The sequence below is a fragment of the Pseudomonas sp. BN607 genome, assembly GCF_029871175.1.
Taxonomy (GTDB): Bacteria; Pseudomonadota; Gammaproteobacteria; order Pseudomonadales; family Pseudomonadaceae; genus Aquipseudomonas.
The window spans coordinates 68150-95131 of record NZ_SSOE01000030.1 but is presented as its reverse complement, the minus strand read 5'-3'; the positions used below and the strand labels follow the sequence as shown (position 1 = coordinate 95131).

The window sequence follows — 26982 nt, the reverse complement described above, 5'->3', positions numbered from 1 at the left end:
CAGTTGGCCCAATACAGGTACCCGCAAATGAACAGATACAACGTGCCGCGTGATTTTCTTCGGCAAAAAAACAAGGCAATAACAGCCCGCCTGCTCATCGCTGCGATGTGCTTAATGCCAGGCGTTTTATTCGCCGTGGAGCAAATGCCTTCGAACAGCGTCGCCTTCGAGGACCCCCTGGATCACTCGGCGAAATCACAAACACACTTGCAGGATCGCCCATTGATGGCGGTGACCACTGCAGGTCAAAAGCTGATCGCGGTGGGGATGCGCGGTTTGGTCATCGTTTCCGATGACAATGGTCTGCATTGGCGTCAGGCGCGGGTGCCGGTGCAGAGTGACTTGCTTGCGGTCATGTTTCCTACGGCCAATAAAGGGTGGGCCGTAGGGCATGACGGCACCATTTTGCACAGTCAGGATGGTGGCGAAACTTGGATCCTGCAACTCGACGGCCGCGCTGCCGAGCACCAGTTCGTACCGTTCTATCAGGCCCGTGCTGATCAAGGCGACTCGCGAGCGCAAGCGATAGTGGAGGGCCTGAAGATCAACTTCCGCTCCGGCCCATCACTGCCGTATCTGAGCGTGTGGTTTGAAAACGAGTCGGTCGGTTATGCCGTTGGCTCGTTCGGTTCGATCGTTGCTACCACGGATGGTGGCAAGCACTGGCTGCCTTGGTACGAGCGTATCGAGAACCCCGAGGGACTTAACCTCAACGGGATCTATGGCGTCGGTGCAGAACTGCTAATCGTTGGCGAACAGGGCCATGTTTTCAAACTGGATCGCGACACACGGCAATTTAGAAGCATTCGGACCGGCTATGAAGGCAGCTTTTTCTCCGTGCTCGGTAACGACGAAGTGCTGGTGGCGTTTGGGTTGCGTGGCAAGTTTTTCCGCAGCACCGACCATGGAGAAACGTGGTCGGCTGGGGTGCTGCCCGCCACGTCTACGATCGCCTCGGGGGCAGCGTTAGCCAATGGGGGAGGGTTCGTCATGGTCAATGCGGCCGGGCAGTTGCTACTTGCGGACCCCGGCGCAACTCAGGTGCGGGTAGCCAGCGCCCGAAAAGCCATGAGGCTTACCGCTGTAGCTCCGCTACCAGGTAACCAAGTGGTGGTAGCCGGCTTGCGCGGGATCGGACTGGAGCCTTTGCCGTCCCTGTCATCCCGTTAATGTCTTACGCCAGATCACGGACCCACCCATGGATATTTCAAAAATTGATGCAATGCCAGTTGTTCCGCGGGTTGAAGAATTTGATGGCCGTTCTGGATCCTTTCTGGAGCGGTTGGTTTTCAACCACCGGATCGCGTTGGTTGTGCTGTGCGCACTTACCACGGTTTTCCTCTTCATCCAGGCCTGGCAACTGGAGGTTAACGCCAGCTTCAAGAAAATGATGCCCATCTCCCATCCATTCATACAAAACTACGAGGCCAATGCAGAGGCCCTGCGTGGCCTGGGTAATGCGCTGAGGGTGGTGGTAGAGAACCCTAAAGGCGATATCTACGATCCTCACTACCTCGAAATGCTCAAAGAGATTAATGACAGGTTATTTCTGTTACCAGGCGTTGACCGGTCGTTCATGAAGTCGTTGTGGATGCCTGTCGTACGCTGGACTGAAATCACTGAGCAAGGATTCGATGGTGGTCCGGTCATGCCTGAAACATTCGACGGCAGCCCCGAAGCCCTCAACGCCTTGCGGGATAACGTTCATCGCGCCGGCATCATTGGCTCATTGGTCGCCAATGACCAGCATTCGAGTATGCTCTTTCTGCCGTTGCTTGAGCGTGACGGGGCGAGCGGAGTGGCGCTTGACTATCGATCACTGGGCGAGCAACTGGACGCCATCAAGCAGGAATACTCCGCCAAGGGCGTGAACATCCATGTGATTGGTTTCGCCAAGCTAGCGGGCGACTTGATCCATGGCTTGATCAAAGTCTTCAGTTACTTTGCCATCGCTGCCGGTTTGGTTTCACTCATAATCTACGCCTACACCCGCTGCGTCAGAAGCACACTATTGGTCATCGCCTGCTCGCTGGTGGCGGTGACTTGGCAGTTAGGCTTGATGCATCTGATGGGATATGTGCTCGATCCGTTCTCGGTATTGGTACCGTTTTTGATCTTCGCGATTGGTGTGTCCCATGGCGCGCAGAAAATGAACGGGATCATGCAGGATGTAGGGAAGGGGATCCACCGGTACGTTGCAGCCCGTTATACATTCCGTCGCCTGTTTATCGCTGGTTTGACTGCGTTGCTGGCCGATGCGGTGGGGTTTGCCGTGCTCGCCATCGTCGACATTCCTGCGATACGCGATTTGGCCTTCCAGGCCAGTATCGGAGTTGCAGTACTCATCTTCAGCAATCTATTGCTGTTACCGGTGCTTCTTTCCTATACCGGCGTCAGCCCCAGTGCTGCACAGCGGGCGTTGAGAATGAGCGCAGGCGAGCATCCGTTGCCGTTGTGGTTTGCCCAATTCACCGAGCCACGCAAAGCTAAACTCGTGTTACTGGTGACTCTGGCCGTGACGCTTGCAGGGTTGGTGGTGGCTCAGGGGTTGAAGATCGGTGACCTCGACCCAGGTGCCCCGGAGTTGCGGGCTGATTCTGAGTACAACCGAAGTAATGCCTACATCACCAGTGAGTTCGAATTGTCGAGCGATCAATTTGCAGTGATTGTCAAAACGCCTCCGGGTGGCCTGGTCAGCTTCGAAACGCTCCTTGAGATGGATCGATTGGAAGAACTACTGCGGGATGTGCCAGGGGTACAAACGACGTCATCGGCGGCCAGCGTAGGCCGGATGCTGACGTCGGCCGGTTACGAGGGATCACCGAAATGGATAACGATCAACCGCGACACGTTTGTGGTTTCTGACACGATAAACAATGTCTTCACTGCAGTGCCAGAGCTTATCAACGATACACGCACCGTAGCACCGATCATCGCGTTTCTTACCGACCACAAAGCCGAAACGCTGAGTCGCGTGGTCGCGACGGTGGAGGCTTTTGCCGAAACGCACAATGGTCCTGATCGTCAGTTCTTGCTCGCGGCCGGTAGTGCAGGCATAGAAGCGGCAACCAATAGCACCGTCGAGAAAGCCAATTATCAGATGCTTGCGCTCGTATACGCGGCCGTAATTGTACTGTGCTACATCACGTTCCGCAGTTGGCGAGCCGTGCTGGTAGCGGTCATTCCACTGGCGGTGACATCGGTGTTGGCGGAAGCCTTGATGGTCATTCTCGGCATCGGCGTCAAAGTTGCCACCTTGCCGGTGATCGCGCTCGGTGTTGGGATCGGCATCGACTACTCACTCTACTTGTTGACGGTCTACCTGGCGCAGGCACGGTCGGGTAAGACAGTGCGCGATGCCTACCTTCAGGCACTGGTATTTACCGGGAAAGTGGTAGCGCTGATTGGTATCACGTTGGCAGCAGCGGTGTTCACCTGGCTGTGGTCGCCGATCAAGTTCCAAGCGGACATGGGTGTGCTCCTGGCCTTCATGTTCCTGTGGAACATGGTAGGTGCCTTGATCCTGGTGCCGAGCTTGGCCACCTTCTTGTTAAAACCCTCCAGTGAGGCCGTACCTCCAGTGGCGGTCGAGACAAAAAAAAAGTCAGCACAGACCACGGCGGAGCCCATTTGATTGCGGGCGATGAGTGGCTGAGAACAATATTTTCGTAACCAGTGAGTGCCGGCAGCGGCGTATTAATGCGTCGGTGGTTCTCGGCTAAGGAGATCAAAAATGGCAGAAGCTCAAGAACTCCATCAATTTCGGCCTGATGATGCGAAATGGTTTCGCCAAGTGCTTGGCCAGTATCCAACGGGTGTGTGTGTGGTGACCGCCCAACAAGCAGGAGGTAAACCCACCGGCATGGCAGTTGGGTCGTTCACCTCCGTTTCGTTGAATCCGCCACTGGTAGCGTTCCTGCCGGATAAAAGCTCTAGCAGTTGGCCGCGCATTGAAGAGTCTGGAAAATTTTGCGTGAATATCCTCGCTGCGGAACAAGAACCGGTGTGCAGGCGGTTTGCGGCAAAAACCGAAGACAAGTTCGAGGGCCTGGAATACCGACTGTCAGCCAATGGCTCCCCGATCATCGAGCAATGCGTCGCCTGGATCGACTGCGATATCGACTGTGTGCACGAGGCGGGGGATCACTACATCGTCATTGGCAGGGTGAAGGAGTTGAAGATCGAGTCAGCGGGGCTGCCTCTGTTGTTCTTTCAAGGAGGCTATGGGCGTTTCTCGCCGCTTTCGATGGTGGCACCTGATCCACTCGGTACCATTGCCGGCCCTCTTCGGAGTATTGATCGCGCCCGGGCTGACATGGAACGACTGTGCGAGCGAATCAATGCTCGCTGTGTCGCAACGGTGCGAGTGGATGATGAGCTAATCATTGCTGCAAGTGCTGGCCGACCTCGGACAGGCGTGATTCCGACCTTGGTTGGTCAACGCTTGCCGTTTATGCCGCCGACGGGATCCATCTTCGCTGCTTGGAGCAGTGAGCCGGTCGTTACACAATGGCTGCGAGACACCGGTCATCCTGAGCGACTTGATGAATGCAGGGCCGCACTGGCGATCATCCGCGAGCGGGGATATTCGCTGGGCATGATCAGCGATGCGCAGCGGGCATTCACTTCGGCCTTGAACCAGCGAGCGCAGGACCCCGCCAACAATCAGGATGTTCGCACCTTGGTGCATGACTTGACCTACGATCCGCTGGAGTTTACCCCTGACGTGCACAAAGACGTCAGGCAGATTTCGGTGCCGGTATTCGCCTCGAGTGGCCAGGTCGAGTATGTCCTTACTTTGTATGACTTCCCTGCGCCGGAGAGCGGCGTCGGCGTCACACCATACATCGACGAACTGCAGCACATCGCCGATTGCCTGAGTGAGGGGGCGCAACTCACGCGTTGAGCAGCTACCGGGCGCCGGTCGTGGCCACTTTCTGCAACAGAAGCAAGACGGTCGCCCTGATGGTTACATTGGGGTGACCTTACGCGTATAGTAATCGATTGACTCCATATCTCAGACGTGGACCCCTAGACCGATGATTCAAAAAAGCAACATAGCCCGACGCCGTAAAGCTGCCCAGGCAGAAGGGGGCATAGAATATAAAAATAAGCGCGATGAACTCATCCGGGTCGCGGCGGTATTGTTCAAGGAAAAAGGTTATCAAGCAACCACGCTCAACGAGATCGCCGCTGCCGCCGGGATGGATCGTGCGAGTATCTATTACTACGTCGACAACAAAGAAGAGTTTTTCCGTGAAGCAATCAAGGGCGTCCTTGATGCAAACACCACGGAGGCTGAGCGGCTTATGCGCATGCGCTCACTCAACCCCAAGGAAAAGCTCGAGCAACTGGTGACGTTGTTGATGCGTTCCTACGATGAAAACTACCCGTATATGTACCTCTACATTCAGGAGGAAATGCACGCAGTCGCCGAGCAGGAGTCAGTATGGGCGCAGGAAATGGTGCGCCAGACTCAGCGCTTCGAGAAAGTTGTCATTACGTTATTCAAGAAGGGTATTGAGGACGGCCTATTCCGCAGCGATATTTCTCCTGGGTTGGCCGCCAATGCTCTGTTTGGTATGTTCAACTGGTCACATCGCTGGTACAAACCGGGTACTGGCAAGAGCGCTGAAGCAGTGGCGCAAGCTTTCTGCAAGATATTCTTCGACGGGTTCGAGCAGCGATGAGAGAAGGGGGCTCTGCTGGCAGCCCCCTGCAGGCAGGAGTCACCACTGGCTTTCGGCAACCCTCACCTCGATACCGTCCAATGCTGTACTCATGATGATTTGGCAGCTTAACCGGCTGTTGGCTTGTCGAGGAGCAGATGTACATTCCAGCATTTGGTTTTCGTTGTCAGTCATGGGCGTCAATTTGCCAAGCCAGCTGCCCTCGACATACACATGACACGTTGCGCAACTGGCACTGCCACCACAGTCACCGACAATTTCATGCATACCTTGTGATACGGCAATCTGCATCAAGCTGGTGCCAATCGGTACTTCCATTTCCTGCACGGAATTGTCCGGCAGAACAAACGTGGCTTTGGGCATCTCTTAACTCCGCTTTGTTATTGTTGTTACGGTTGGGTTGGTGTGATGGAAGCAAGGTATCGGTTGACGAGGTCTTTGAAGGGTACGGCGTCATCAGCCAGCTGTACGGGATCTACCGGTGTCTGCAGGGCAATCAATCGTTTGCTCAAGTTGAATTCCACTGCTCGGTTTACTGTATCCACAGCCAGAATGCGCTCATTCTGTAAATAAAAAGCGCAAAAGGACCTGTCCACCACCGAACCGCGAATAACCAGCTGGTCATAGCCAGCGGATAATCCAACCATCTTGAGGCTAAGATCATATTGATCCGACCAGAACCAAGGCGGCCCATCTGGACGGGGAATTTTGCCATTGAGCAGAGCAGCAATTTTTCGCGCTTGTTCCAGGGCATTCGGAACAGACTCTACTCGCACACTACGCTCATAAAGCGTACTGACGCTTCGGGCACAATCGCCGGCTGCGTAAATGCGTGCATCCGCAGTCTGCATAGTAGTGTTGACGACAATGCCATCCTGAACTTCCAACCCAGCAGTGGCGGCCAACTCGATATTGGGCTCAAGGCCGATACCAATGACCACCAGGTCTGCGGGCAGACGGGTGCCGTCCAGACAATGAATCGCTCGAATCGCCATGGAGGTTTCGTCTAGTTCAAAATGGGTGATTTGCTCGCTTGTGCGAATGTTCACGCCGTGCCCACGATGGACATCCTCGTAAAACTGCGAGAGCACTGGAGCCGTGACTCTGGCCAATACGCGCGGTGCGGACTCGAGTATTGTCACTTCCAATCCGGCTTTGATGGCGGTGGCAGCGACCTCCAAACCGATGTACCCACCACCGATGACTATCAATCGATGGCCTGGCATTAAAGCGCTTCGCAAGCGATCGGCATGTTCAGTTGTTCGAAGGTAATGCAGGTTAGCTATGCGTTGGTGATCGAGCCCCCCTAGCGTGCGAGGCTTTCCGCCCGTAGCGAGTACGAGGCGGTCGTAGGGTAAGCAGGTTCCGTCGGTCAGGCTGACGCTACGAGCGCAGCGATCGATTGCTGTTATCCTCACCCCCAGATACAGGTGGATATCAGCGTTTTCGAAGGTGGCGAGCGTTCGCTGGCTGAGCGCGTCTCGCGAGGTCGTGCCGGCGAGGTAGCCTTTGGAGAGCGGTGGCCGATGATAGGGTAAGTCGTGTTCATCACCGATGAGAGTGATACCTCCCTGCCACCCCTCGCTGCGCGCAGCCAGTGCTGTTTCTACGCCGGCACACCCGGTACCGATCACCAGCAATTGTTCGATGGGACGCTCTGGGCTATTGCTTTCCATCGCGTCAACTCCGTTCCAATTGCGGCGAAACACCGCCCATCACGGACAGTCCGCCATCGATGTTCTGAGCTGTTCCGGTGGTGAAGTACGCTTCGTCGCTGGCCAGATAGACCACCAGGTAAGCCACGTCAATCGGCTTGCCCAAGCGCTTCAGTGGTTGGGCGGCCGCGACTGCATCCATCGCGGCCTGGTTTGGAAACGCCTCATCCACCATTGCAGTATGGATGACGCCCGGGTTGATCGAGTTGACCCGGATGTTAAAAGGCGCCAATTCGATGGCTGCGGCTCTGGAAAGTGCATCAACTGCACCCTTGCTGGCGGTGTAGGCAGTGAAGCGCCCGCAGGCGTTCACCGTAGCCAAAGAAGCAATGTTGACAATGGAGCCGATCCCGGCGTTTTTCATGTGAGGGATCACAGTCTGCATGCCGACGAACTGGCTCCAGGCATTCACGTCCATGATGCGCGACCACTGTTCGTAGGTAAGGATGTCGTATGTGGCGGGTGCAAGAATTCCTGCGTTGTTGACCAAGACGTTGATGGGCCCATAGGCATCAACTGCTGCCTCCACGACTGCCAGCCAACTGGCTTTGGAGGCGACATCATGTTTCAACGCCAGCGCAGCTCCGGGGTATTCTCGGTTGATGTCGGCCACCACTGCGCTGACACTTTCGAAGTCGATGTCTGTGGCGATGACTTTGGCCCCGTACTGGGCCATCAGTCGTGCCTCGGCTGCACCTTGTCCTTTGCCGGCACCGGTAACCAAGGCAACTTTTCCTGCGAGTCTGCTCATTGCTGTCTTCCCTTGCTGTTTGGATTTATTGTTTTCAAGTTCAGTAGCGAAACCGAGCGGGAGTCAGGTTAGCGAACCCCGCGGTGAAACGTTGAGCGGCCAGCCAGATCCAAAGCCTGCAGTATCACAGTACGTGTGGCGCCAAGCTTTAGGGCATTACGCACATGTAGTCGTAAGCCAGGCAGGAATCGGTGTGAAGGCGTGGCGTCCACGGCCAGGGAGATCAGCTCCTTGGTGAGCGCACGTAGAGCGCCGGTTTTCCACGGTACCGCGCAGTAATTGAAAAAGGCTTCAAAACCTATCGGTGATAGCCGCAACAGACTATCGAGAAAACCTGGAAACTCTTTCTCCATCGACTTCCAATACGGATCATCACCCACATACTTAGCCAGTAGTCCCTGGCGTTCATCGTCCAGTGGGCAGGTCATACTGGAGTGTTGGGCGTCTTTGAGCATTTGCCCGATTCTGGGGCTTCCAACCAGCAGGGTATGGACGCCTAGGCCAGATACCAAAAGCAGCACTTCATGGACCTGCTCTGCCGTTGCCCCTGCTTCCAGAGCTTGGCTCGCATAGTGCTCCGTTGCGCCAAGGTCCAAAGTTGCCGGGGAAGCGTGCACCGCCAGATTGATCAGCGCGCATTCCAATGCCGAGAGTGGTTCCCCTTCAGCACTGCCGTCGAGCAGCTGGTTAACCTGCAGTTCAATTTCTTGAAACGAGAGAATATCGTCGACTGGCAACATGTGAGGTGTCCTGTCTGCAACGTAGTTGCGTAGATTTCAAGAAGATTGGGCGAGCAACTGTGGGGAGTGTGCGTCTGCGATCAGTGCACGTAGCGCACGCTTATCCACTTTGGTTGCCGACATGGGCCACTGCTCCGACGTCATGAAATACACTGCACGGGGAATTTTGAAGCTTGCGATGCGACCGTTACAGAAAGCGATCAGCTCCGCCGCTTGCAATTCGTGCCCAGCACGTAGCTCGACAAAGGCAATCGGGACTTCGTCCAGACGGTCATCAGGCGAGCCAACGACCTCAGCAAGTTTGACCGCTGGGTGCTCGCAGAGAAACGCCTCGATTTCGATGGCCGCGACATTTTCGCCGCCAACTTTCAGCATGTCCTTCAGGCGTCCGCTGAAGACCAGGGAGCCGTCGACCGTGGCGCTATACAAGTCGCCGGTGTGAAGCCAGCCCTCCCTGTCCATAGCTTCCCGGGTTTTTGCTTCGTCGTTGTAGTAGCCTTCCATGACGCAGTAACCGCGCACCAAGATCTCACCGACCTCGCCCGGAGCGGCGACACCTCCGGTATCCAAGCTGGCAATCTTGACCTCGATACCCGGCACCGCCCGACCTTGAGTGGTTGCTTTGCTGAGCGGTGACTCGTCGACATTGCTGAGGGCAAAAATGCCAGCGGTTTCAGTCATGCCGCAAGCTTGAGCAACCTCTGCTTGCGGGAATAGCCGCTGAACGCGTTCAACCATGGGTTTGGGGCCAATCAGTACTACGCGTTCGATGCTCTTCAAATTTGCTGAATCGAAATCAGGGTGGTCGATCAAGGCCTGGACAATCGCGGGGAACCAAGGCCAGATCACCGTGGCATGGTGTTCGGCAAGCAGCTTCAGCGCACGCCCAGCTTCGAAGTAATGGTCGGTCAGGTATGTTCCGCCTGCGCCGATGCTGCCGACAAAGGGGGCGAGTGAGCCAATATGGAACAGAGGCCCTGCCCCCCAACTCACATCGTGTTCTGCCACCGCCAGGCGCGTGCTGGCTCGGTCGACCGGGCCGCGTGTCATCGCTTCGTGAGACAACATGCAACCCTTCGGGTGGGCGGTGGTGCCCGAGGTGTACATGATGATTGCAATGTCGCGCACGCGAACGCGGCGCCGAAGCTGTTCGATGTCCTCGGCGGAGACCTGTCCAGCGAGTACGTCGAATGCTGGGCGTCCTAGGAATCCACTACGGTCATCCCCACGGAGTAAAACCGTGTTGCGTAGCAGCGGAGCCTGGGTCAATGCGAGGCATGTTGGGTCCGTTTGTTGGGACAATTCAGGCAAGGCTGTGCGAAATACCGAGGTGAAATCGACATATTCCTCAGCATTGGCGGTCGTTAAAATTGCAACCAGGTTTGCGTTGGTGGTGATGTAGGCGAGTTCAGTTGCTTTGTGTCGGGCATTGAGCGGTACCGTCACGCAGCCCAAAAAAGCGATGGCAAACAGCGCTTCAATGAACTCCGGGCTGTTGGCAGCCATCAGCCCAACGTGCTCGCCAGGTTGTATGCCCAAGGCATGCAATCCTCGTGCGATGGTCACAGCACCCTGATACAGCTCGGCATAGGTATGGCAGGAATCGGTGAAAGCAACCGCCACCCGATCGGGATGCTGCTGGGCTCCGCGTACCAGCAAATCGCCAAGGGTCGTGACTTCACACCAATCAAAACGACTTGTCATGCAACCTCCTGCTCCGAATCGGCAAGTCCGCGTGGTGATTGCCGTTCTGTTTTTATTGATCTTGTCCTTAACAATGCCACTGCTCAAACAGGCGGTCAACATTGATGTTGATCTGCTCGCATTCGGGAGTTTTTGTCTGAGTGATCGCGTTGACACGTCTGTTGATTACTGCCTACTATCAACACTCACGTTGACAAAAAAGGTGATTGCAAATGGACCTTCAAGCTGAAAAACAAGAACAAATTCAGAAGCTTATTGACTCCGAGGCTATCCGTCGGTTGCTGTACGAATACGCTTTTCATCTGGACATGAACCATACCCAGCAGTTGGCTGACCTCTTCGTGGAGGACTGCACAGTGATCTATGGGCCGGACTTTGGTGCTGAAGGCAAAGAGGCCTACTGCAAGACCCTGGAGGGTGTAGGGACTTACTTCGTGGCAACCAGTCATCACGTTTCAAATACCGTCATCGACTTCGTAAGTCCGACCGAGGCCAAGCTGTGCTCGGTGCTTTATGCGTGGCACCGCTATACCCGCGAGCGTCCGGATGGCTACCTGTTCGGTCAATACCATGACGTGGTCGTAAAGGTGGACGGCCAATGGCGGTTCAAGCGACGGGAGCTGCGCACTACGGGCGTTCAGGATTTTCACGTCAAATCGACCCTGCCGATCGGTCGTGCATGATGGACCGGCCATCGATCCCAGCTTACCGCACCCTGCGCATCGAGCATGCGGGGCCCTTAACCTGGATCGTGCTGAATAGGCCGGACAAGGCCAACGCACTGTCCAACGAGTTACTTGATGAGTTCTCCGATGCGCTGGAGCGCTTGAAAGACCAGGGCGGGCCGGTTTTGGCCATCCGCGGTGAAGGTGCAGGATTCTCTGCGGGCTACGACCTGGATCAGGTCGGTAAGCTGACTGCTATCAGTGATCCTATTGCTGATCGCGAGCGTCTGCAGCGCAATGTCAACCGCTACCTGGCGATCTGGGATCATCCCAAGCCCGTAATCGCTGCGGTACATGGCTATTGCATCGCGGGGGCAACGCAAATGTGCGTCTATGCCGACATTACCATTGTTGCCGATGACGCCCGCATCGGCGAGCCAGGACTACCAATCGGGGGCGGATACATCGCTCCGTTATGGGCACCGCTGGTTGGCCCAAAACGAGCGAAGGAGCTCGCCTTCGTGCCCGGTAATAGCATCGATGGTCCAACTGCTGTCGAGTGGGGGTGGGCCAACCACAGCGTGCCAGCGGACCAGCTGATTGACGCAGTCAGCAGCCTGGCCGAGCGCATTGCTTTGATCCCCCCTCCAGTGCTTCGAATTAAAAAGCTTGCCATCAACCGCGCATGCGAGGGCAACGGTTTGCGGGCGGCGGCGGGTGAGGTGGCGCAGATGGACGCCTTGTTGCATCTGTCACAGCCGGTGATCGATCTGAAGCATTGGATTACCGAGGTCGGCATGAAGGAAGCCTTGCGTAAGTATCGAGTGCCTCGCACCACTCCGCTTGTTCCCAACCAACAAAAAGAAAAGGAGTAAGACCATGGCTGACGTGGAATACACAGTTGAAGGGCATATCGCCCATGTGCGCCTTAACCGGCCGAAATCACTAAATGCCATCAGTGCAGAAATGGATCGGATGTTGCTGGACGCGTGGACCGATATCAACAACAACCCGGAAATCTGGGTTGCAGTGCTCTCGGCCGAAGGGGAGAAGGCATTTTGCGCCGGTGGAGACATCGCTGCTGAGGCTGAGAACACCGGGCGGTTGGCATTGGGCGGTGGACTGACCGGTGTAGGGGGGCCTCTGCTCAAGCTCAAGAAACCTTTGGTTGCAGCAGTCCAGGGCTATGTGCTTGGCGGCGGCTTTGAGCTGGCCATGTGCGCCGACGTTATTGTCGCTGCAGACACTGCACAGTTTGGCATGCCTGAAACTAAAGCGGGCATTATCGGCGAGGCGGGCATCATGCACCGGGCGATTCGACAACTGCCCTACCGGATCGCAATGGGCATGATCCTGACTGGGGACCGGCTGACTGCAGCAAAAGCATTCGATTACGGCCTAGTTAACGAAGTCGTCGAAATGGATACGCTACTGGAGTCGGCGATGACCTGGGCAAGTCGCATCGCCGGCGCGTCGCCACTGGCGAATCAGGCGGCTAAAGAGGCGGTACTGCGCTGTTTGGCAGATCCACTGGAAGCAGCTTTGAGTACCCGATTTGAATTGATCGAGGCTTACGCCTTCAGCGAAGATCGAATGGAAGGGCGTCGGGCCTTTGGCGAGAAGCGCAAGCCGCAGTGGAGTGCTCGCTGACGATCTAGCTTGCTTGCATTAAGCAAAAGCCCCAGTCGCTGGGGCTTTTGTATTACAGGGCAGTCATGACTGCACTACCAGACCAACGGCAGCGACTCCACAGAACCAACAACTCCCCCGTGGTGTTTGATAATTGCTCCAGGCGCTACCTGAAAGTCAGGGATGCGTTTTAACCATTCCTGCAGCGTGATCACTACTTCCAAGCGTGCCAAGTGGGCGCCAGCACAGTGGTGGGCACCATGGCCGAAAGTAGTATGGGTTACGTTTTCCCGCTGGAAATTTACCGACATAGGGCAGGCATTTTCCCGTTCGTCTAAGCCACTCAACAGTTGCGGCAGCAGAACCATATCACCGGCTTTGAGCAACACCCCGTCAACCTCAGTGTCGGTTTTTACCATACGTCCGTCGGCTACTAAGGAAAATCTACGTAACAGCTCTTCGGTGGCGGCGGGGACTCGGTCAGGGTGTGCTTGCAGTTCGGCACGATGAGCAGGGCTTCCCGCCAGAAACTGCATGACAAAGCTCAAGAAGTTCACCACGGTGTCCAATCCGGCCAACAGCAAAAGCCCACCAATCCGAGCAGCTTCTTCCCGATCCAGAGGACGCCCATCAATACTGCCGTTGATGACTGTGGAGAGTGCGTCGGTACCTGGTTTTCCGCGACGTGCATCAATGATTGGCCGCAGATAGTCAAACAACCCCTCGCTGGCTTCGCGCATGCTCAAGGAGCCATCTGGACGGGTAATCTGATCAGCCAGGTGCTTCAGATAGGGGGCATCACGCTCAGGCAAATCGACCATCATCAGGAACACACGTACCGGAAACGGTTCGGCGTAATCATGAGTGAAGTTGCACGCGCCTTGGTCCTTTATGGCTTCGATCAGTTCGATCGAGAGTTCACGGATCCTCTCTTCCAATCCTTTTACCACCGCTGGGCCAACCGCTTTACTGATCAGGGCGCGGTAGGGGCGATGCTGTGGTGGATCCATGGACGTAGGTATGAATTCGTACTGTTCGCCGGCCTCCTTGGGAATGAAGGGGCATTCGCTGGAGAACCGCTGATGATCCATGAACATGTCGCGAATCAATTTTCCTCGTGTGGCTATCCAGTGCCCGCCGTTGTGGTCGGTCCACACAAGATCGGGCACACCCGGCTGATGTAGGCGGCTCCAAGCTACCTGCAGCCCATCCTCCAGTCCGGGGGGGTTGTACATGTCGAAATTTACGATACGGTTGAGCGGAACGTGTCCGGGGCGTGTACCGGTCGTACTTTGCGGTTGCTGGCTCATGGATGCCTCCTTGTTATTATCATTGTGCGGCTACATTCAGGTACGTGTTTACAGCGAGGGGTCAATGACTGCTTTCAGGGTCTGGCCACCCTTGATGGAGGCCAAGGCTTGGGCTGCGTCTTTGATGGCATATCGTTGACCGATGAGAGCAGCCAGGGGCAAGCGCTCCTGCATGCGGGCTGCGAGGTGCATGGCTTGGTAATAGTGTTTGGGTTTGGGGAAGGTGGCACCGGCAACACGCATATTGCGGATGGTGATATCACGTGGTGCGATAGCCGCATTACCGATAGCACCCCATAACCCCAGAATGATGTAGCGGCCATGTTTGCCGGTCAGGTTCACACCTTCTGGGAATGCAGCAAGGGCGCCGGCTGCTTCTACAACTACGCTCGCACCTTGTGGGCCACACAACTCGCTCACCTGACCTAAGCGCTCCTCGCTGCTGAGCTCGCCCAGTGCTAGAGTCGCTGTTGCACCGAAGCTGCGAGCCACCGCGAGTCGTTGAGGCGAATGGTCAAGAACGATGATCTGACGCGCCCCACAGAGTTGAGCGACCATGACTGCCGCCATGCCTACTGGGCCCGCGCCCTGAATCACTACCGAATCGGTGTAACTGACCGGTCCGCATTGTTCGAATCCGCGCAAGACTGTAGGCAGGGCACAACCTAATGCTGCGATGGCATCGACATCGGCCCCTTCAGGAAGGCGATAAAAGGCCATGCCATTGGGCAGCCAAGCATAGTCAGCGTAGCTGCCCCAATTAGGCTTCGATGCATCTTCAAAGAATGACGAGTTGTCGCAAGGCGTCTCGTCAAGAACGGTGCACGAATGGCAGCGGTGACACAGGGCTATGGGCGACCAATACACCAAATCACCGACGTTGATCGGCACTCCCGCGTAATCTGTAGTGACTCCGCTGCCTAACGTATCGATTCTGCCCACGCCCTCATGGCCTAGGACTACCGGAAAAGGCATCTGGCCTGCCGCCCCTGATGCGATGTGCTCATCACTTCCGCAAACGCCGCCCACCACGACCTGAACAAGAATGCCGCCAGGTTCTGGCGGCATGACGGGTACTTCCCAGGTTTCAATTGTGGCCGTTTTCACCAAAACAGCTGCTTTTCCGTATCTCATGGCAAGCTTCCTACTGCTAGTGTATGTTTTTGATCGGGGAGTTGCTGGTGGGCGCGTTGGTGGCAAGGGGGTGTTTAAGAGGTTGCAATGCGCGCATTACGTTGTGCAACCACGACACCGTGCGGTAACTACCGATCTCGTCGAAGGGAACCCAGCAGCCGGCATCGTTCTCCCAATTGAGGGTGATGGTGTCGACCATGCTGAGAAAATGAAAGGCATGGACTCTCCAGACCAATCCATCGCCGCCCACTAGGTCGATCTGCGCAGTCGCCCCCAGAATTAAGCTGTCGCTACTAATCCCAACCTCTTCCTCAACCTCCGTGACGGCCTGAGTCAATGGTGAGTAAGCGTCGGACAGATAGCCGGTGATGCAATGCCACAGTCCAATATCGCCAGTGACTTGGCGGCTGCGGCGAAACAATCCGATCCGGCCCTGATGCGAGAGAAGGGCTGCCACCACTTGGTGGTCTGCCAAGCGGCAGGGTTGTTCTTCTTCAATAACATCGAATGACATTTTGACCTCCTCACCCCGAGATGAAGCCGCAGACGGCTCCATCCCAAGGATGCATGAGCTGTCTGTCAGCTTTGGTTGACCAGGGGGATCACTTCCTTGGCCAAGCGCTGCAGCGACTCAATGTACGGCTCAGGATTATCAATATTGTCGTGTGAGTTCACGACAATTTGTCCCAAGCCACCGCAGTGCTCAATCATGCGTTCGATCTTGCGTGCTACGGTTTCCGGAGAACCGCAGAGCCAGACATGCTCGGCTAGGAAGTCAAGGTCAACTTGGCTGGGGTCGATGTCCTGGCCGGAGTCTTTGATGATGCCTTCGAAGAGGTTGAACTTCTTGTAGATGGGGAACAGGTAGTGTTTCCAGCTTTCTCCGAGGCCACTGGCAATCGCGCGCCTCTTGGCCTCGGCGTCGCTGTCGGCGACGAAGATGTCCCTGGTCACCCGAAAGCGTGAGCGAGCCGTCTCGAATCCATTCGCTTGCGCTGCGGTCGCCCAGGTATCCCAGTGCGAACGCATGACTTCAAAGCCGCCAAAAAAAGAGATAGGGCTGTAGTTGCGTTCACCGGCCCACTTGAGTGAGGAGGAGTTCTTGGTGAGACCGGTGACGGCAATTTCCATGCTGTCGCGTCCACCGTACGGGCTGTTGTCGGCGAGAATCACGTCGTAGCCGGGCATGTCGTCCGGGCCTGGATACCCGGCCTGGAAATACTTGCCGGTTTCCTGGAATGGTTCGCGCTTCCAAACCTTTTCAATCAGGTCCAACGCTTCGAACATCTGTTCCTGCAACACACTGATGTTGGGGAAGCCATGTAGAATTGCATCAGTATGATGGCCACCTGGGGCGACGCCCAGGAAGTAACGGCCTTCAAGCACCTGCGACAACCAACCCACTTGAATAGCAAGGGTGGCGGGGTTGTGATAAGGCAGCAGGTGCGCCATGGGCGCAAAACGGATCTGCTTTGTCAAATTGGCAGCCGCGCCGATGATGATTTCCGGGCAGGGCACATTTTCCCAAGCCAGCGTCGAATGCTCGCCAATCATGAAATCGGCGTAGCCGGCTTGATCTGTAACAGTTGCCATGAGCAGCGACCAATCGAAGACTTGGCGAGCCGTACGATGGGGAAGGGTGTATGGGGTGTGGAAAATGCCGCATTTCATTGTGCTTCTCCTACGTTTTTATTCTTGTTCAAAACCCAGTGATCAAACGTATATGCCAGTCGCATCCTTGCTGGAGAAGCGCGGCGCAACCAGACTTGCGAATTTCTCCAGTTCCTCGTTGTTCTGATCAGGGTTGAGGTGACCTTGACCGAACATGAGGAACAGTTCGTTGAAGCCCAACCGGTCATGCGCCTCACCAATGCGGTCGGCAATTTCATCGGCTGAGCCGATGAGGACATTGGGCATGCGCTGACCAAACGGGATAAACCACTTGTCCCAGAACCATTGATGTTCAGCCATCAGTTCCTTCGCCTTACCCTTGTCATTGGTGAGCATCAGGAAACCACCCCAGGCCGCAACTTCTTCACGTGGAACTTCGTTGCCTGCCGCCTTGGCGCTTTCGGCATAGCGTTTCCACAAGGCCTCACAGAAATCGAGATCGCCGGATAGGACAATGGGCTTGCCGCCTTCTCGCGCCCAGAAATCGACGGTTTTCATGCTGCCGGCGAAGCCACCATAAATGCGTGGATGGGGCTTTTGGTAGCAAAGGGGGGCAATGCCGATCTGACGGACTATGCCATCCGCATCCATCCCTTTGCCAAACTCAGCATACGCGGGGTGCCCGGCTGAACCGCCATTTGGTGGGAACTGCCAGTGCTTGCCTTTGTGGCTGAACACATCGTTAGTCCAGGCCTTTTTGATGACTTGAAGCGACTCTTCGAAGATTTCCCGATTTAGCTCGTCCATGGCGTCTTTGGACTTGACCATGTCAACGGTAGTCGCTGAAACCCCGCGGATTGCTGCGTAGGAATCAACCCAGCGGGCGTGATAGCCACGGGTAAAACCAACGAACAAGCGACCTTGCAGCATGTGGTCGAGCGTGGCGATCTCTTCCGCGATGCGCACCGGGTTATGAGTGGGCAGTGTGTAGCCCATGATGCCAGCCTTCATGCGCTTGGAATGCATCCCCACATACAGGCTGAACATGCCAGGATGGTTATTGATTTCGAAGCCTTCGATCTGGAGGTGGTGTTCCGGCTGGCAGTACCCCGCATACCCCAGTCCATCGGCAAGGCTCACGTAACCACGAACCTCTTCGAGGAATCGCTGGTACAGCTCAGGCCGTTGACCGGCCATTCCCGCTTCAATTTCGTAGCGTCTGCCAATTACTCCAGTCTGCATGAGATTGAATTTCATCTTCCGGCCTCTTTTTCTTGTCGTCACTAAGAGAATGTGTCAGGTTTTGTGCGCTGTCAACGCAGAAGTTGATTAGCACGGTAATCATTGCGGTCGTCGGTCAACCTTGTCAACTGCGGTGTTGATCGTGATTGCGGACGGTGTAGGATTGACCGGGAGTCGATCAACACAGGAGTTGAAAATGATGCGTGATACGGTTAGCGGTCAGGGAGAAGGGGCTTCCCTCGTGATAGAAGGACGCGTGGCAACCATCACCCTCAATCGTCCAGAGACATTCAATGCGCTGGATATCTCCATGGCTCGCTGCTTGGCGCGGCAGGCACGAGAGGTCGAGTCATGCACGGATGTGCATGTATTGGTGCTCCAAGGAGCAGGGAAAGTGTTTTGTGCGGGTGGTGACATCGGATTGTTTATCGCCAACGCCGCCAATCTGGCCCCGGCTATCTCTGAGCTTCTCACCCACTTGAATGATTTTTTGCTGACTCTAAGGCGCATGCCTCAGCTGGTGATCATGCGCATTCATGGCATAGCTGCGGGGGCTGGAATGTCGCTCGCTGGTATGGGGGATATCTGCATCTGCACTAAAACCAGTAGGTTCCGACCCGCCTATGCAACACTCGGTGTATCACCCGATGCCGGCGCGTCGGTTGGCATAGTGCAATCGCTTGGCGCACCTCAAGCGTTGCAGCTGTTCCTGTTACAGGATGAGATTACGGGCCCAGAAGCCCTGCAGTGTGGGCTGGCGACACAGGTAGTTGATGACGATCAACTCGATGCCGTCATGCACGCTCATGTCCAGCGGCTTTCCCAGTTCAGCTCAGAAGCGATAGCGGCCACCAAGCGTCTGTTCTGGCAATCAGCGCAGACCCCAATGGGGCAGCAGTTGGGGGACGAATTGAGGGCAATCCTGAATTGTATGGCCACCGCACAATTCCACGACAACATCGAACGGTTTGCCGCTCGCCGAAAGTCGTAGACACTGCGCCATCTCAGCCCCCGGCAGGGGGCAATCGCAGTTGAGATTCATGCATCGCCTACCAATCAGGACTCTCCTGCCCGCTCGATCAGGTGAAGCACCTTGGCAACCGCATTGCCTTCTTCTGCACTGATCGCTGAAAAAAGCTGTTCGCGCAAATCTGTAAGAATCTGATCAAGCTTGTTAGCCAGGTCCCGTCCGGCTTTGGTCAAGTGCAGGGTATTGGCGCGGCGATCACTTGGATCACTTTTCCTCTCGAGCAGACCACTCTGTTCAAGTTCATTAAGTGAGCGGACAACCGCTGCAGGATCGATGCCTGCTGCTTCGGCTATGGCTTTCTGCCTCAGGCCATCGCCTTTGTATGCCAGCACCAGTACCGGCGCAGCCAGCGATAGCGAAATCCCATGGGCAGCAAACGCATTACCGACTACCCGTTGCCAGGCCCTCCCAGCCGGGAGAATGGTCCACGTGAGATCCACCTTCCAGTCGCCAGTCGAGTTAATTGTCGAGTCAATCATTGGGGTGTTCCAAGTTTATTGCGCAGTTCGAAGCGGCCAGTGCCTACGGATGCACTCATCCGTCCGTGCGTTGCCGCGGGGAGTAAAGCATGGGCGCGCACAACAGAAAAGCGATGTGAGTCAACCAGGCTGCAATTTAACGGTGAAGGGGGCTCACATTTCCTGTCGTGGGAGTCACGGCTGCGCCACTGAGTGCGCTTACCGCACGGATGGGCTCCACCTGTCGCTGCAAGGGCAAATCCGATGATGGCACATTGAAATAGTTGACGCGTCAATGATTATTCTATTCAATGTTCATGCAAGCTAGGCCTGAAGGGATTCCGCAGGCACGGTCGTTTCCATTAATCCAGAGCAAATCGCCGGGAGGCAGCATGGGCAGAGTTAACGGGAAAGTCGCCATCGTAACGGGTGCAGGGGGTGGGCAAGGCGAAGCTGAAGCTCGCCTGCTCGCTGCTGAAGGAGCGAAAGTGGTTGCTACAGATATTAATCTGGACCGTGTCACACGGGTGGTGGCGGAAATTAACGAGCAATACCCGGGCAGTGCGATGGCCCTCTGGCATGATGTATCGTCGCAATCGGACTGGCAGGACGTGGTGGAACAGACGGTTGCTGCGTTCGGTCCGATCACTATTTTGGTTAACAACGCAGGGATTTTGGCGCCTGCTACCTATGACAAGGTGACATTCGAGCACTGGCAAAAAACCATGAATGTCAATGCCTGGAGCCAATTCGTAGGCATGCAGACTGTTATTCCGCACATGCGCGCGGCAGGTGGTGGTTCAATCATCAACGTTGCCTCGTTAGCGGTGGTTAATGCCTGCGGCCGCTTCACGGCGTACACCGCCAGCAAGGGAGCTGTGGATGCGATGTCGCGGGCAGCAGCGATCGAACTGGCCGGTGATAATATTCGGGTCAACTCGGTCAACCCAGGGGTGATTCACACCGACATGGTCGATGATGCATTCCCAGACCAACAGGCCATGGATGAAGTCATTGCCGCCCAGCCGTTGCGTCGCATGGGGCGACCCATCGATGTGGCTTATCTGGTCCTGTACTTGGCCAGTGACGAATCGTGGTTCACCACCGGCACCTCTCAAACGATCGACGGCGGTATGTCTGTAATGGGCGGCGTTTCACCGCACATTGATCGTTGATCCCTGGCAAAAAATCTGAAATCACGTTCGCACATTAATCGTTTGTCGATTTAAAGGTGTGAAGAACTACGGGCTGCGTAGATTGCATTCCTGTGGTTGTAAGTTGCGCAGCCTTTAGCGCCGGATAGTTATGAATACCAAGTAAGCCTCTCTGTGAGGCTTCTTGGCATACTCCTGCGCTCAGTACATTGATATGAGTATGGCTCTTAGTGCAAACACTGAATGGGCCATATATGTGGAGAAATACAAAATGCGTTTAAAGAGATCTAGAACTATTGCCCAGGTGTTCGTGCCAATGGCAATAGTCGCCGCCCTGAGCGGTTGCAATCAGGAGGAGGCGGTAGTCGCTGCGCCTGCACCCAAGGTCGGGGTCTTTACCGTGCATGCCCAACCCTTGGCACTGACCAGTGACCTGCCGGGCCGCACGGTGGCTTATCGTGTAGCAGAGGTACGCCCTCAAGTATCAGGCATTTTGCAAAAACGGCTATTTGCGGAAGGCGCTCAAGTTCGCGAAGGGCAGCAGCTCTATCAGATCGACCCACGCACCTACGCCGCGCAGTTGGCACGTAGTGAGGCAACGCTGGCAACTACTGGCAATCTCGCCAAGCGTTATGAGCGTCTATTGCAGGCGAATGCCGTCAGTCGGCAAGAGCACGATGATGCGGTGGCAGCCTGGCAGCAGGCGCAGGCCGATTATCAGATGGCCCGAATCAATGTGCAGTATACCAAGGTCATGTCGCCTATCTCGGGACGGATCGGTCGCTCTGACGTCACAGAAGGTGCATTGGTTACCAACGGTCAAGCCCAGCAATTGACCACGATCACCCAGCTGGATCCGATCTATGTGGATGTAACCCAGCCGATCACCAAAATGCTCGGCTTGCAGAAAGCAGTTGAGTCTGGCCGGTTGCAAGGGAGTGGTGAAGAGCAGGCAAAGGTCAGCTTGGTGCTGGATGATGGAAGTACCTATCCGATTCCTGGCGTTCTCAAGTTTTCCGAGGTTCGTGTAGACCCGACCACAGGCTCGGTAACCTTGCGGGCAGAATTCCCGAACCCACAGCACAGGTTGTTGCCGGGCATGTTTGTGCGGGCGCAGTTGACCGAAGGCGTACAACAGCGAGCCATGCTGGTTCCGCAGCAAGCTGTCGTTCGGGATGCTCGCGGTAATCCATCGGTCTGGGTAGTCAAAGCCGATAACAGCGTCGAGCGTCGCGCTGTCGAAACCTTGAGAACCGTGGGTAATGCCTGGCTGGTTGGGAACGGAATCAATGATGGAGATAAGGTAATCACCGAGGGTGTGCAGGCGGTCCGTAACGGCATTGCCGTAGAGCCACAAGCCGCGTCGAATGTAAGCCTGGTCGCAAACTTCGATCAGCCTGCAGTCGCAGCCGACTGAGGAGCTATTGTCCATGTCCCGTTTTTTCATCGATCGACCCATTTTCGCTTGGGTAATAGCGATAGCGGTCATGCTCGCCGGTGCCGTTTCGCTGATCAAGATGCCGATCAGCCAGTATCCGAACATTGCCGCGCCGGCCGTGTCGATACAAGTGTCTTACCCCGGTGCCTCGGCACAAACCGTACAAGATACCGTTGCCCAAGTAATTGAGCAGCAACTCAGCGGTCTTGATGGCTTCCGTTACATGTCGGCTGAAAGTAATTCCGACGGCAGTATGACAATCATCGTGACCTTCGAGCAGGGTGTCGATCCAGACATTGCTCAGGTCCAGGTTCAGAACAAGTTGCAGCTGGCCACTCCAAGACTTCCTGAAGAGGTGCAGCGTCAAGGTCTGCGCGTGGTGAAGTATCAGCAGAACTTCTTTTTGGTTATCGGCTTAGTGGACAAGAGCGGCAATATGTCGAGCTTCGACCTGAGCAACCTGATTGCCTCGGACCTGCAAGATTCGATTTCCCGTGTGGATGGTGTCGGCGACATTTTGTTGTTCGGCGCACCCTACTCAATGCGCATCTGGCTTGATCCTGCCAAGCTCAACAGCTATCAGTTGACCCCAACTGATGTTGCCACTGCGATCAAAGAGCAAAACGTACAGGTCTCTTCTGGCCAGCTGGGCGGCCTGCCAACACGCAGTGGCGTCCAGCTCAATGCCACCGTGATCGGCAAAACGCGCATGACCACGCCGGCTGAATTTGATGAAGTGCTGCTGAAGGTCAATGACGACGGATCCCAGGTTCGGGTCAAAGATGTGGCCAAGGTGGAGCTGGCTGCTGACACATATTCGATCAGCACTAAGTTTGGTGGTCATGCATCGTCAGGGCTGGCATTGCGCCTAGCACCTGGAGGCAATTTGCTGCATACCGCCGAGGCTGTTAGGGCTGTGGTGGAGAAGTTCGAGAAGAACCTACCTGAAGGCGTCGAAGTCAATTACCCCTATGACACGACACCCGTGGTGGACGCATCGATCGAGTCAGTCCTGCACACGATTTTCGAAGCGGTGATCCTGGTGTTCATCGTGATGTACCTGTTCCTGCAAAGTTTCCGCGCAACGCTGGTACCCACCTTGGCGATCCCTGTGGTGTTGCTGGCTGCGTTCGCGGTGTTGCCGATGTTCGGTATCGGCATCAACGTGTTGGTGATGTATGCGATGGTCCTGGCGATCGGCTTGCTTGTGGATGATGCCATCGTGGTGGTCGAGAACGTCGAACGGCTGATGCACCTCGAAGGGTTGTCTCCGAAAGAAGCTACCCGCAAGTCCATGGGGCAGATATCCGGCGCACTGGTCGGTATTGGCATGGTGCTGTCCGCAGTTTTTGTGCCAATGGCTTTCTTTGGGGGCTCTGCCGGCATCATCTACAAGCAATTTGCTGTGACGGTGGTGGTCTGCATGGCGCTGTCGGTGCTGGTAGCGCTGATCTTCACGCCCGCCTTGTGCGCCACCATTCTTAAAGCTCCGCACGCCGGCGAGCATCATGAGAAAAAGGGCTTCTTCGGCTGGTTCAACCGTAGCTTCGACAATGGTACGCAGCGTTTCGAGCGCGGCGTCGGCGCAATGCTACGAAGCCGTGGCAAATACCTGGTGATCTTCCTGCTCATCACGGTCGGTACTGGATTCCTGTTTACTCGCATTCCGAGCGCGTTCTTGCCTGGCGAAGATCAAGGCGTACTGATGGTTGAGGTCCGGATGCCGGCTAATGCTTCAGCAGAACGCACTGAAGCCGTACTTACGCAGGTACAGACATACCTGCAAGAGGAGGAGGGTGACACGGTCAACTCTACCCTCACGGTCAACGGCTTCAACTTCGCCGGCCGTGGGCAGAATGCTGGGCTTGGCCTGGTCATGCTCAAGGACTGGGGGGAGCGTAAAGGTAAAGGGCAGGACGTTGTCAGCCTGGCGGAACGTGCCAACAAATATTTCGCCACAATTAAAGATGCGACAGTGGTTGCCTTTGTGCCGCCTGCCATTTTCGAAATGGGCAACGCAATGGGCTTCGACCTCTACCTTCAGGACGATGCTGGCCGCGGCCATACCGCGCTGATGGAGGCGCGCGATCAGTTCCTGCAACTGGCAGGTGAAAATCCGGTACTACGCTCTGTCCGTGCTAACGGCAAGGATGACGAGCCGCAGTACAAGGTCAGTATTGATGATGAAAAAGCACGAGCGCTGCAAGTCAGCATCCAAGATATCAACGACACCATGTCGGCAGCCTGGGGCTCGATGTACGTCAACGATTTCATCGACCGCGGACGCGTGAAGCGTGTCTATCTGCAAGGTGTGGATACCGCCCGTATTTCGCCCGAGGACTTTGACAAGTGGTATGTCCGTAACAAAGTCGGTCAGATGGTGCCATTTTCCGCCTTTGCCAAAGGCGAGTGGGTCTATGGATCGCCCAAGTTAGAGCGCTTCGGTGGTATCTCAGCCGTACAAATTCTGGGTGAACCAGCTCCAGGTTACAGCTCCGGCGAGGCGATGATTGCGATCGCGCAAATCATGCAGAAACTGCCTGACGGCGTCGGCTTGAGTTACAACGGCTTGTCTTATGAGGAGATCAAGACTGGCAGCCAGGCGCCCATGCTCTATGCCTTGACCGTACTGATCGTGTTCCTCTGCCTGGCTGCTTTGTATGAAAGCTGGTCCGTGCCGGCGGCCGTGATGCTGGTGGTACCGCTGGGGGTTCTCGGTGCGGTACTCGCTACCTTGTGGCGTGATCTGACCGCTGACGTGTACTTCCAGATTGGTTTGATGACGACAGTAGGCTTGAGTGCGAAGAACGCCATCCTGATCATTGAATTTGCCAAAGAGCTGTACGAGCGTGAGGGCATGCCACTGGTGAAAGCTGCGGTCGAAGCAGCACGGTTGCGTCTGCGTCCCATCGTGATGACATCGCTTGCTTTCACCTTCGGTGTCTTGCCTATGGCTTTGGCAACTGGTGCAGGCTCCGGTAGCCAGCACTCGATTGCCACGGGTGTGGTAGGTGGGATGATCACCGCGACGGTGCTCGCTGTGTTCTTCGTTCCCCTGTTCTATGTGGCTGTCGTGTCGCTGTTTGAGCGTCGCAAGAAATCCGCATTGGTTGAGGGAGAGCAAGCATGAAATTCACTATCTTGCCTCTAACCTTCGTCATGGCCCTAGGTGGGTGCTCACTGATACCTGACTACCAACAGCCGGACTCGCCCATTGCGAATACGTGGCCACAAGGCGAGGCTTATTCTGCGTCAGCAAGCACGAACACCGCACAGTCGCTTCAGTGGCAGCAGGTATTTCGTGACCCGGCGCTGCGCCAACTCATCGGCTTAGCCCTCGAGCATAATCGCGATTTGCGTCAGGCGGTATTGAACGTCGATGCTTATCGTGCGCTGCACCGCATTCAACGCTCAGCGCTTGCGCCGAGCGTTGAAGGAGGATTCGCCAGCAGTCGCACGCGCTTGCCGAAAGACCTCTCCACCACTGGGGAGTCGGGCATCCAGAGTGAGTACGATGTGACGCTGGATGTTGCCTACGAGGTCGATATTTTCGGCCGCCTGCGTAGCTTGAGCCAGGCCGCTCAGGAGGAATACCTTGCTTCTGAGCAGGCACGGTACGGCGTTCAAATCACGCTCGTTGCCGATGTGGCCAACGCCTATCTGGCCTGGGTAAGCAAACACTCTCAACTATCGCTTGCTCGATCATCCCTACGTAACTACACAGCCAATCTCGAGTTGATCGATCAACGGTTTGGGTCGGGTACCGCTTCTGAGATTGACGTTCGACAGGCCAAGAGCTTGGTCGGGGAAGCGCAGGCACGCGAAGCGCGCTACCTGAGGGAAGTGGCGCAGGCGGCTAACGCCCTGGAGGTGCTGATCGGCACTCAATTGCCGAATGCAACCGCACCACGCGATAGCCTGGATGAGGAGATGATCGCGCAATTCCCGGCGGGTCAGCCTTCTAGTCTGCTGCTGCGGCGACCGGACATCAGCGCTGCCGAGCACCGACTGTTGGCTGCGAATGCCAACATCGGCGCTGCCCGGGCCGCTTTCTTCCCCAGCGTAACACTCAGTGCCGCTGCGGGTACTGCAAGTAGCGACATCGGTGGGTTATTCAACGGCGGTTCAGGTGTGTGGCAATTTGTCCCGCAAGTTAATATTCCGATCTTCAACGCAGGACGTTTGAGTGCCAATCTGGACTATGCGCAGATTCAGAAGGACATCAATGTTGCGCGCTACGAGAGCAGCATTCAAAGCGCCTTCCGAGAGGTCGCAGATGGCCTGGCGGCGCGAGCGACTTACGGTAAACAGCTGCACTCGCAGTCGATGTTGGTGGATAACAATCAGCACTATTTCAGCTTGGCTCAACAACGCTACAGCGAAGGCGTGGACAACTACCTGGCTGTGCTCGACGCCCAGCGCGAGCTTTTCAGTGCCCAGCAGCAACTGATTGAGGATCGACTGAATCAGCTACAAAGCGAAGTGAATCTGTTCAAGGCGCTCGGCGGGGGCTGGCAGAGCGAACCTTCGTCGCTGGCTAAGGATGCTTCCTATTCAGCTCCGGCCGCCTAGCGGAGTACGTTTTTCTTGCCACGTGCAAGTCGCCAGTCAAGGGAGTGGCTGGCATTTTTTTTGCGTCCGAGTATGCACAGAAGCATGCGAGGGGAGCGATGGAAGCAAAGACTCAAAATATTACCGTCTCAGCGAAGTG

General features: G+C 55.9%; 23 protein-coding genes. 12 read left to right on the top strand and 11 right to left on the bottom strand.

From position 1 onward, the window contains the following. Positions 1 to 27: 27 nt before the first annotated feature. The 4 genes from E8E68_RS08065 (at position 28) to E8E68_RS08050 (ending at position 5690) form a co-directional block, all read left to right on the top strand. Positions 28 to 1170 (top strand): YCF48-related protein, encoded by a 1143-nt coding sequence (locus E8E68_RS08065; protein ID WP_280340548.1) that lies wholly within the window; start codon positions 28 to 30, stop codon positions 1168 to 1170. A gap of 28 nt (positions 1171 to 1198) precedes the next feature. Continuing rightward, positions 1199 to 3634 (top strand): MMPL family transporter, encoded by a 2436-nt coding sequence (locus E8E68_RS08060; protein ID WP_280340546.1) that lies wholly within the window; start codon positions 1199 to 1201, stop codon positions 3632 to 3634. A 99-nt stretch (positions 3635 to 3733) separates the two neighbouring features. After that, positions 3734 to 4906, top strand: a complete 1173-nt coding sequence (locus tag E8E68_RS08055) for a flavin reductase (protein WP_280340544.1) — start codon at positions 3734 to 3736, stop codon at positions 4904 to 4906. Between the two features lie 133 nt (positions 4907 to 5039). Next, the gene (locus E8E68_RS08050) at positions 5040 to 5690 is read left to right on the top strand and encodes a TetR/AcrR family transcriptional regulator (protein ID WP_159266426.1); all 651 of its coding nucleotides are present in this window, start codon (positions 5040 to 5042) and stop codon (positions 5688 to 5690) included. Between the two features lie 39 nt (positions 5691 to 5729). On the opposite strand, the gene E8E68_RS08045 is transcribed toward E8E68_RS08050, so the two are convergent. The 5 genes from E8E68_RS08045 to E8E68_RS08025 form a co-directional block, all read right to left on the bottom strand. Beyond that, positions 5730 to 6053, bottom strand: coding sequence for a 2Fe-2S iron-sulfur cluster-binding protein (locus E8E68_RS08045; protein WP_280340542.1), 324 nt, complete (start codon positions 6051 to 6053; stop codon positions 5730 to 5732). 26 nt (positions 6054 to 6079) lie between these two features. Next, positions 6080 to 7366: an FAD-dependent oxidoreductase gene (locus E8E68_RS08040; RefSeq protein ID WP_280340540.1), complete on the bottom strand. Its 1287-nt coding sequence runs from the start codon at positions 7364 to 7366 to the stop codon at positions 6080 to 6082. A gap of 4 nt (positions 7367 to 7370) precedes the next feature. After that, the gene (locus tag E8E68_RS08035; protein ID WP_159266423.1) at positions 7371 to 8156 is read right to left on the bottom strand and encodes a glucose 1-dehydrogenase; all 786 of its coding nucleotides are present in this window, start codon (positions 8154 to 8156) and stop codon (positions 7371 to 7373) included. Positions 8157 to 8224: 68 nt separating this feature from the next. Continuing rightward, positions 8225 to 8896 carry a carboxymuconolactone decarboxylase family protein gene (locus tag E8E68_RS08030; protein ID WP_179027746.1) on the bottom strand — a complete coding sequence of 224 codons (672 nt, stop codon included), beginning with the start codon at positions 8894 to 8896 and terminating at the stop codon, positions 8225 to 8227. 36 nt (positions 8897 to 8932) lie between these two features. Further along, positions 8933 to 10600, bottom strand: a complete 1668-nt coding sequence (locus E8E68_RS08025) for a class I adenylate-forming enzyme family protein (protein ID WP_159266421.1) — start codon at positions 10598 to 10600, stop codon at positions 8933 to 8935. A gap of 212 nt (positions 10601 to 10812) precedes the next feature. Here E8E68_RS08025 and E8E68_RS08020 point away from each other — a divergent pair, with 212 nt between their 5' ends. From E8E68_RS08020 to E8E68_RS08010, 3 genes are read left to right on the top strand one after another with little or no spacing between them, the layout of a single operon-like run. Next, the gene (locus E8E68_RS08020; RefSeq protein ID WP_159266420.1) at positions 10813 to 11283 is read left to right on the top strand and encodes a nuclear transport factor 2 family protein; all 471 of its coding nucleotides are present in this window, start codon (positions 10813 to 10815) and stop codon (positions 11281 to 11283) included. After that, entirely contained in the window at positions 11199 to 12140 is a 942-nt protein-coding gene (locus E8E68_RS08015; RefSeq protein ID WP_280340538.1) for an enoyl-CoA hydratase-related protein, read from the top strand. The genes E8E68_RS08020 and E8E68_RS08015 overlap by 85 nt, the downstream gene beginning before the upstream one ends. A gap of 4 nt (positions 12141 to 12144) precedes the next feature. Continuing rightward, the gene (locus tag E8E68_RS08010) at positions 12145 to 12915 is read left to right on the top strand and encodes an enoyl-CoA hydratase-related protein (protein ID WP_280340536.1); all 771 of its coding nucleotides are present in this window, start codon (positions 12145 to 12147) and stop codon (positions 12913 to 12915) included. A 74-nt stretch (positions 12916 to 12989) separates the two neighbouring features. Here E8E68_RS08010 and E8E68_RS08005 read toward each other — a convergent pair whose 3' ends face one another. From E8E68_RS08005 to E8E68_RS07985, 5 genes are all read right to left on the bottom strand, one after another. After that, positions 12990 to 14204, bottom strand: a complete 1215-nt coding sequence (locus E8E68_RS08005) for a cytochrome P450 (RefSeq protein ID WP_159266419.1) — start codon at positions 14202 to 14204, stop codon at positions 12990 to 12992. 48 nt (positions 14205 to 14252) lie between these two features. Continuing rightward, on the bottom strand, positions 14253 to 15338 hold the full coding sequence (locus E8E68_RS08000; RefSeq protein ID WP_159266418.1) for a zinc-binding dehydrogenase: 1086 nt from the start codon (positions 15336 to 15338) through the stop codon (positions 14253 to 14255). A 16-nt stretch (positions 15339 to 15354) separates the two neighbouring features. Beyond that, positions 15355 to 15852 carry an NUDIX domain-containing protein gene (locus E8E68_RS07995; RefSeq protein ID WP_280340534.1) on the bottom strand — a complete coding sequence of 166 codons (498 nt, stop codon included), beginning with the start codon at positions 15850 to 15852 and terminating at the stop codon, positions 15355 to 15357. A gap of 65 nt (positions 15853 to 15917) precedes the next feature. Then, the gene (locus E8E68_RS07990; RefSeq protein WP_179027742.1) at positions 15918 to 17009 is read right to left on the bottom strand and encodes an LLM class flavin-dependent oxidoreductase; all 1092 of its coding nucleotides are present in this window, start codon (positions 17007 to 17009) and stop codon (positions 15918 to 15920) included. 42 nt (positions 17010 to 17051) lie between these two features. Continuing rightward, positions 17052 to 18206: an LLM class flavin-dependent oxidoreductase gene (locus tag E8E68_RS07985; RefSeq protein ID WP_159266415.1), complete on the bottom strand. Its 1155-nt coding sequence runs from the start codon at positions 18204 to 18206 to the stop codon at positions 17052 to 17054. Between the two features lie 181 nt (positions 18207 to 18387). On the opposite strand from E8E68_RS07985, the gene E8E68_RS07980 reads away from it, so the two are divergent. Beyond that, entirely contained in the window at positions 18388 to 19182 is a 795-nt protein-coding gene (locus E8E68_RS07980) for an enoyl-CoA hydratase/isomerase family protein (protein ID WP_280340532.1), read from the top strand. 65 nt (positions 19183 to 19247) lie between these two features. Here E8E68_RS07980 and E8E68_RS07975 read toward each other — a convergent pair whose 3' ends face one another. After that, positions 19248 to 19700, bottom strand: coding sequence for a MarR family transcriptional regulator (locus E8E68_RS07975; protein WP_044288738.1), 453 nt, complete (start codon positions 19698 to 19700; stop codon positions 19248 to 19250). Positions 19701 to 20071: 371 nt separating this feature from the next. Between E8E68_RS07975 and E8E68_RS07970 the strand changes: the two genes are divergently transcribed. The 4 genes from E8E68_RS07970 (at position 20072) to E8E68_RS07955 (ending at position 26843) form a co-directional block, all read left to right on the top strand. Beyond that, positions 20072 to 20854, top strand: a complete 783-nt coding sequence (locus E8E68_RS07970) for a glucose 1-dehydrogenase (RefSeq protein ID WP_280340530.1) — start codon at positions 20072 to 20074, stop codon at positions 20852 to 20854. A 250-nt stretch (positions 20855 to 21104) separates the two neighbouring features. After that, on the top strand, positions 21105 to 22250 hold the full coding sequence (locus tag E8E68_RS07965) for an efflux RND transporter periplasmic adaptor subunit (protein ID WP_159266720.1): 1146 nt from the start codon (positions 21105 to 21107) through the stop codon (positions 22248 to 22250). Positions 22251 to 22263: 13 nt separating this feature from the next. After that, positions 22264 to 25401: an efflux RND transporter permease subunit gene (locus tag E8E68_RS07960; protein WP_280340528.1), complete on the top strand. Its 3138-nt coding sequence runs from the start codon at positions 22264 to 22266 to the stop codon at positions 25399 to 25401. Next, entirely contained in the window at positions 25398 to 26843 is a 1446-nt protein-coding gene (locus E8E68_RS07955) for an efflux transporter outer membrane subunit (RefSeq protein WP_280340527.1), read from the top strand. Before E8E68_RS07960 ends, E8E68_RS07955 begins: the two co-directional genes overlap by 4 nt. Positions 26844 to 26982: the final 139 nt, after the last annotated feature.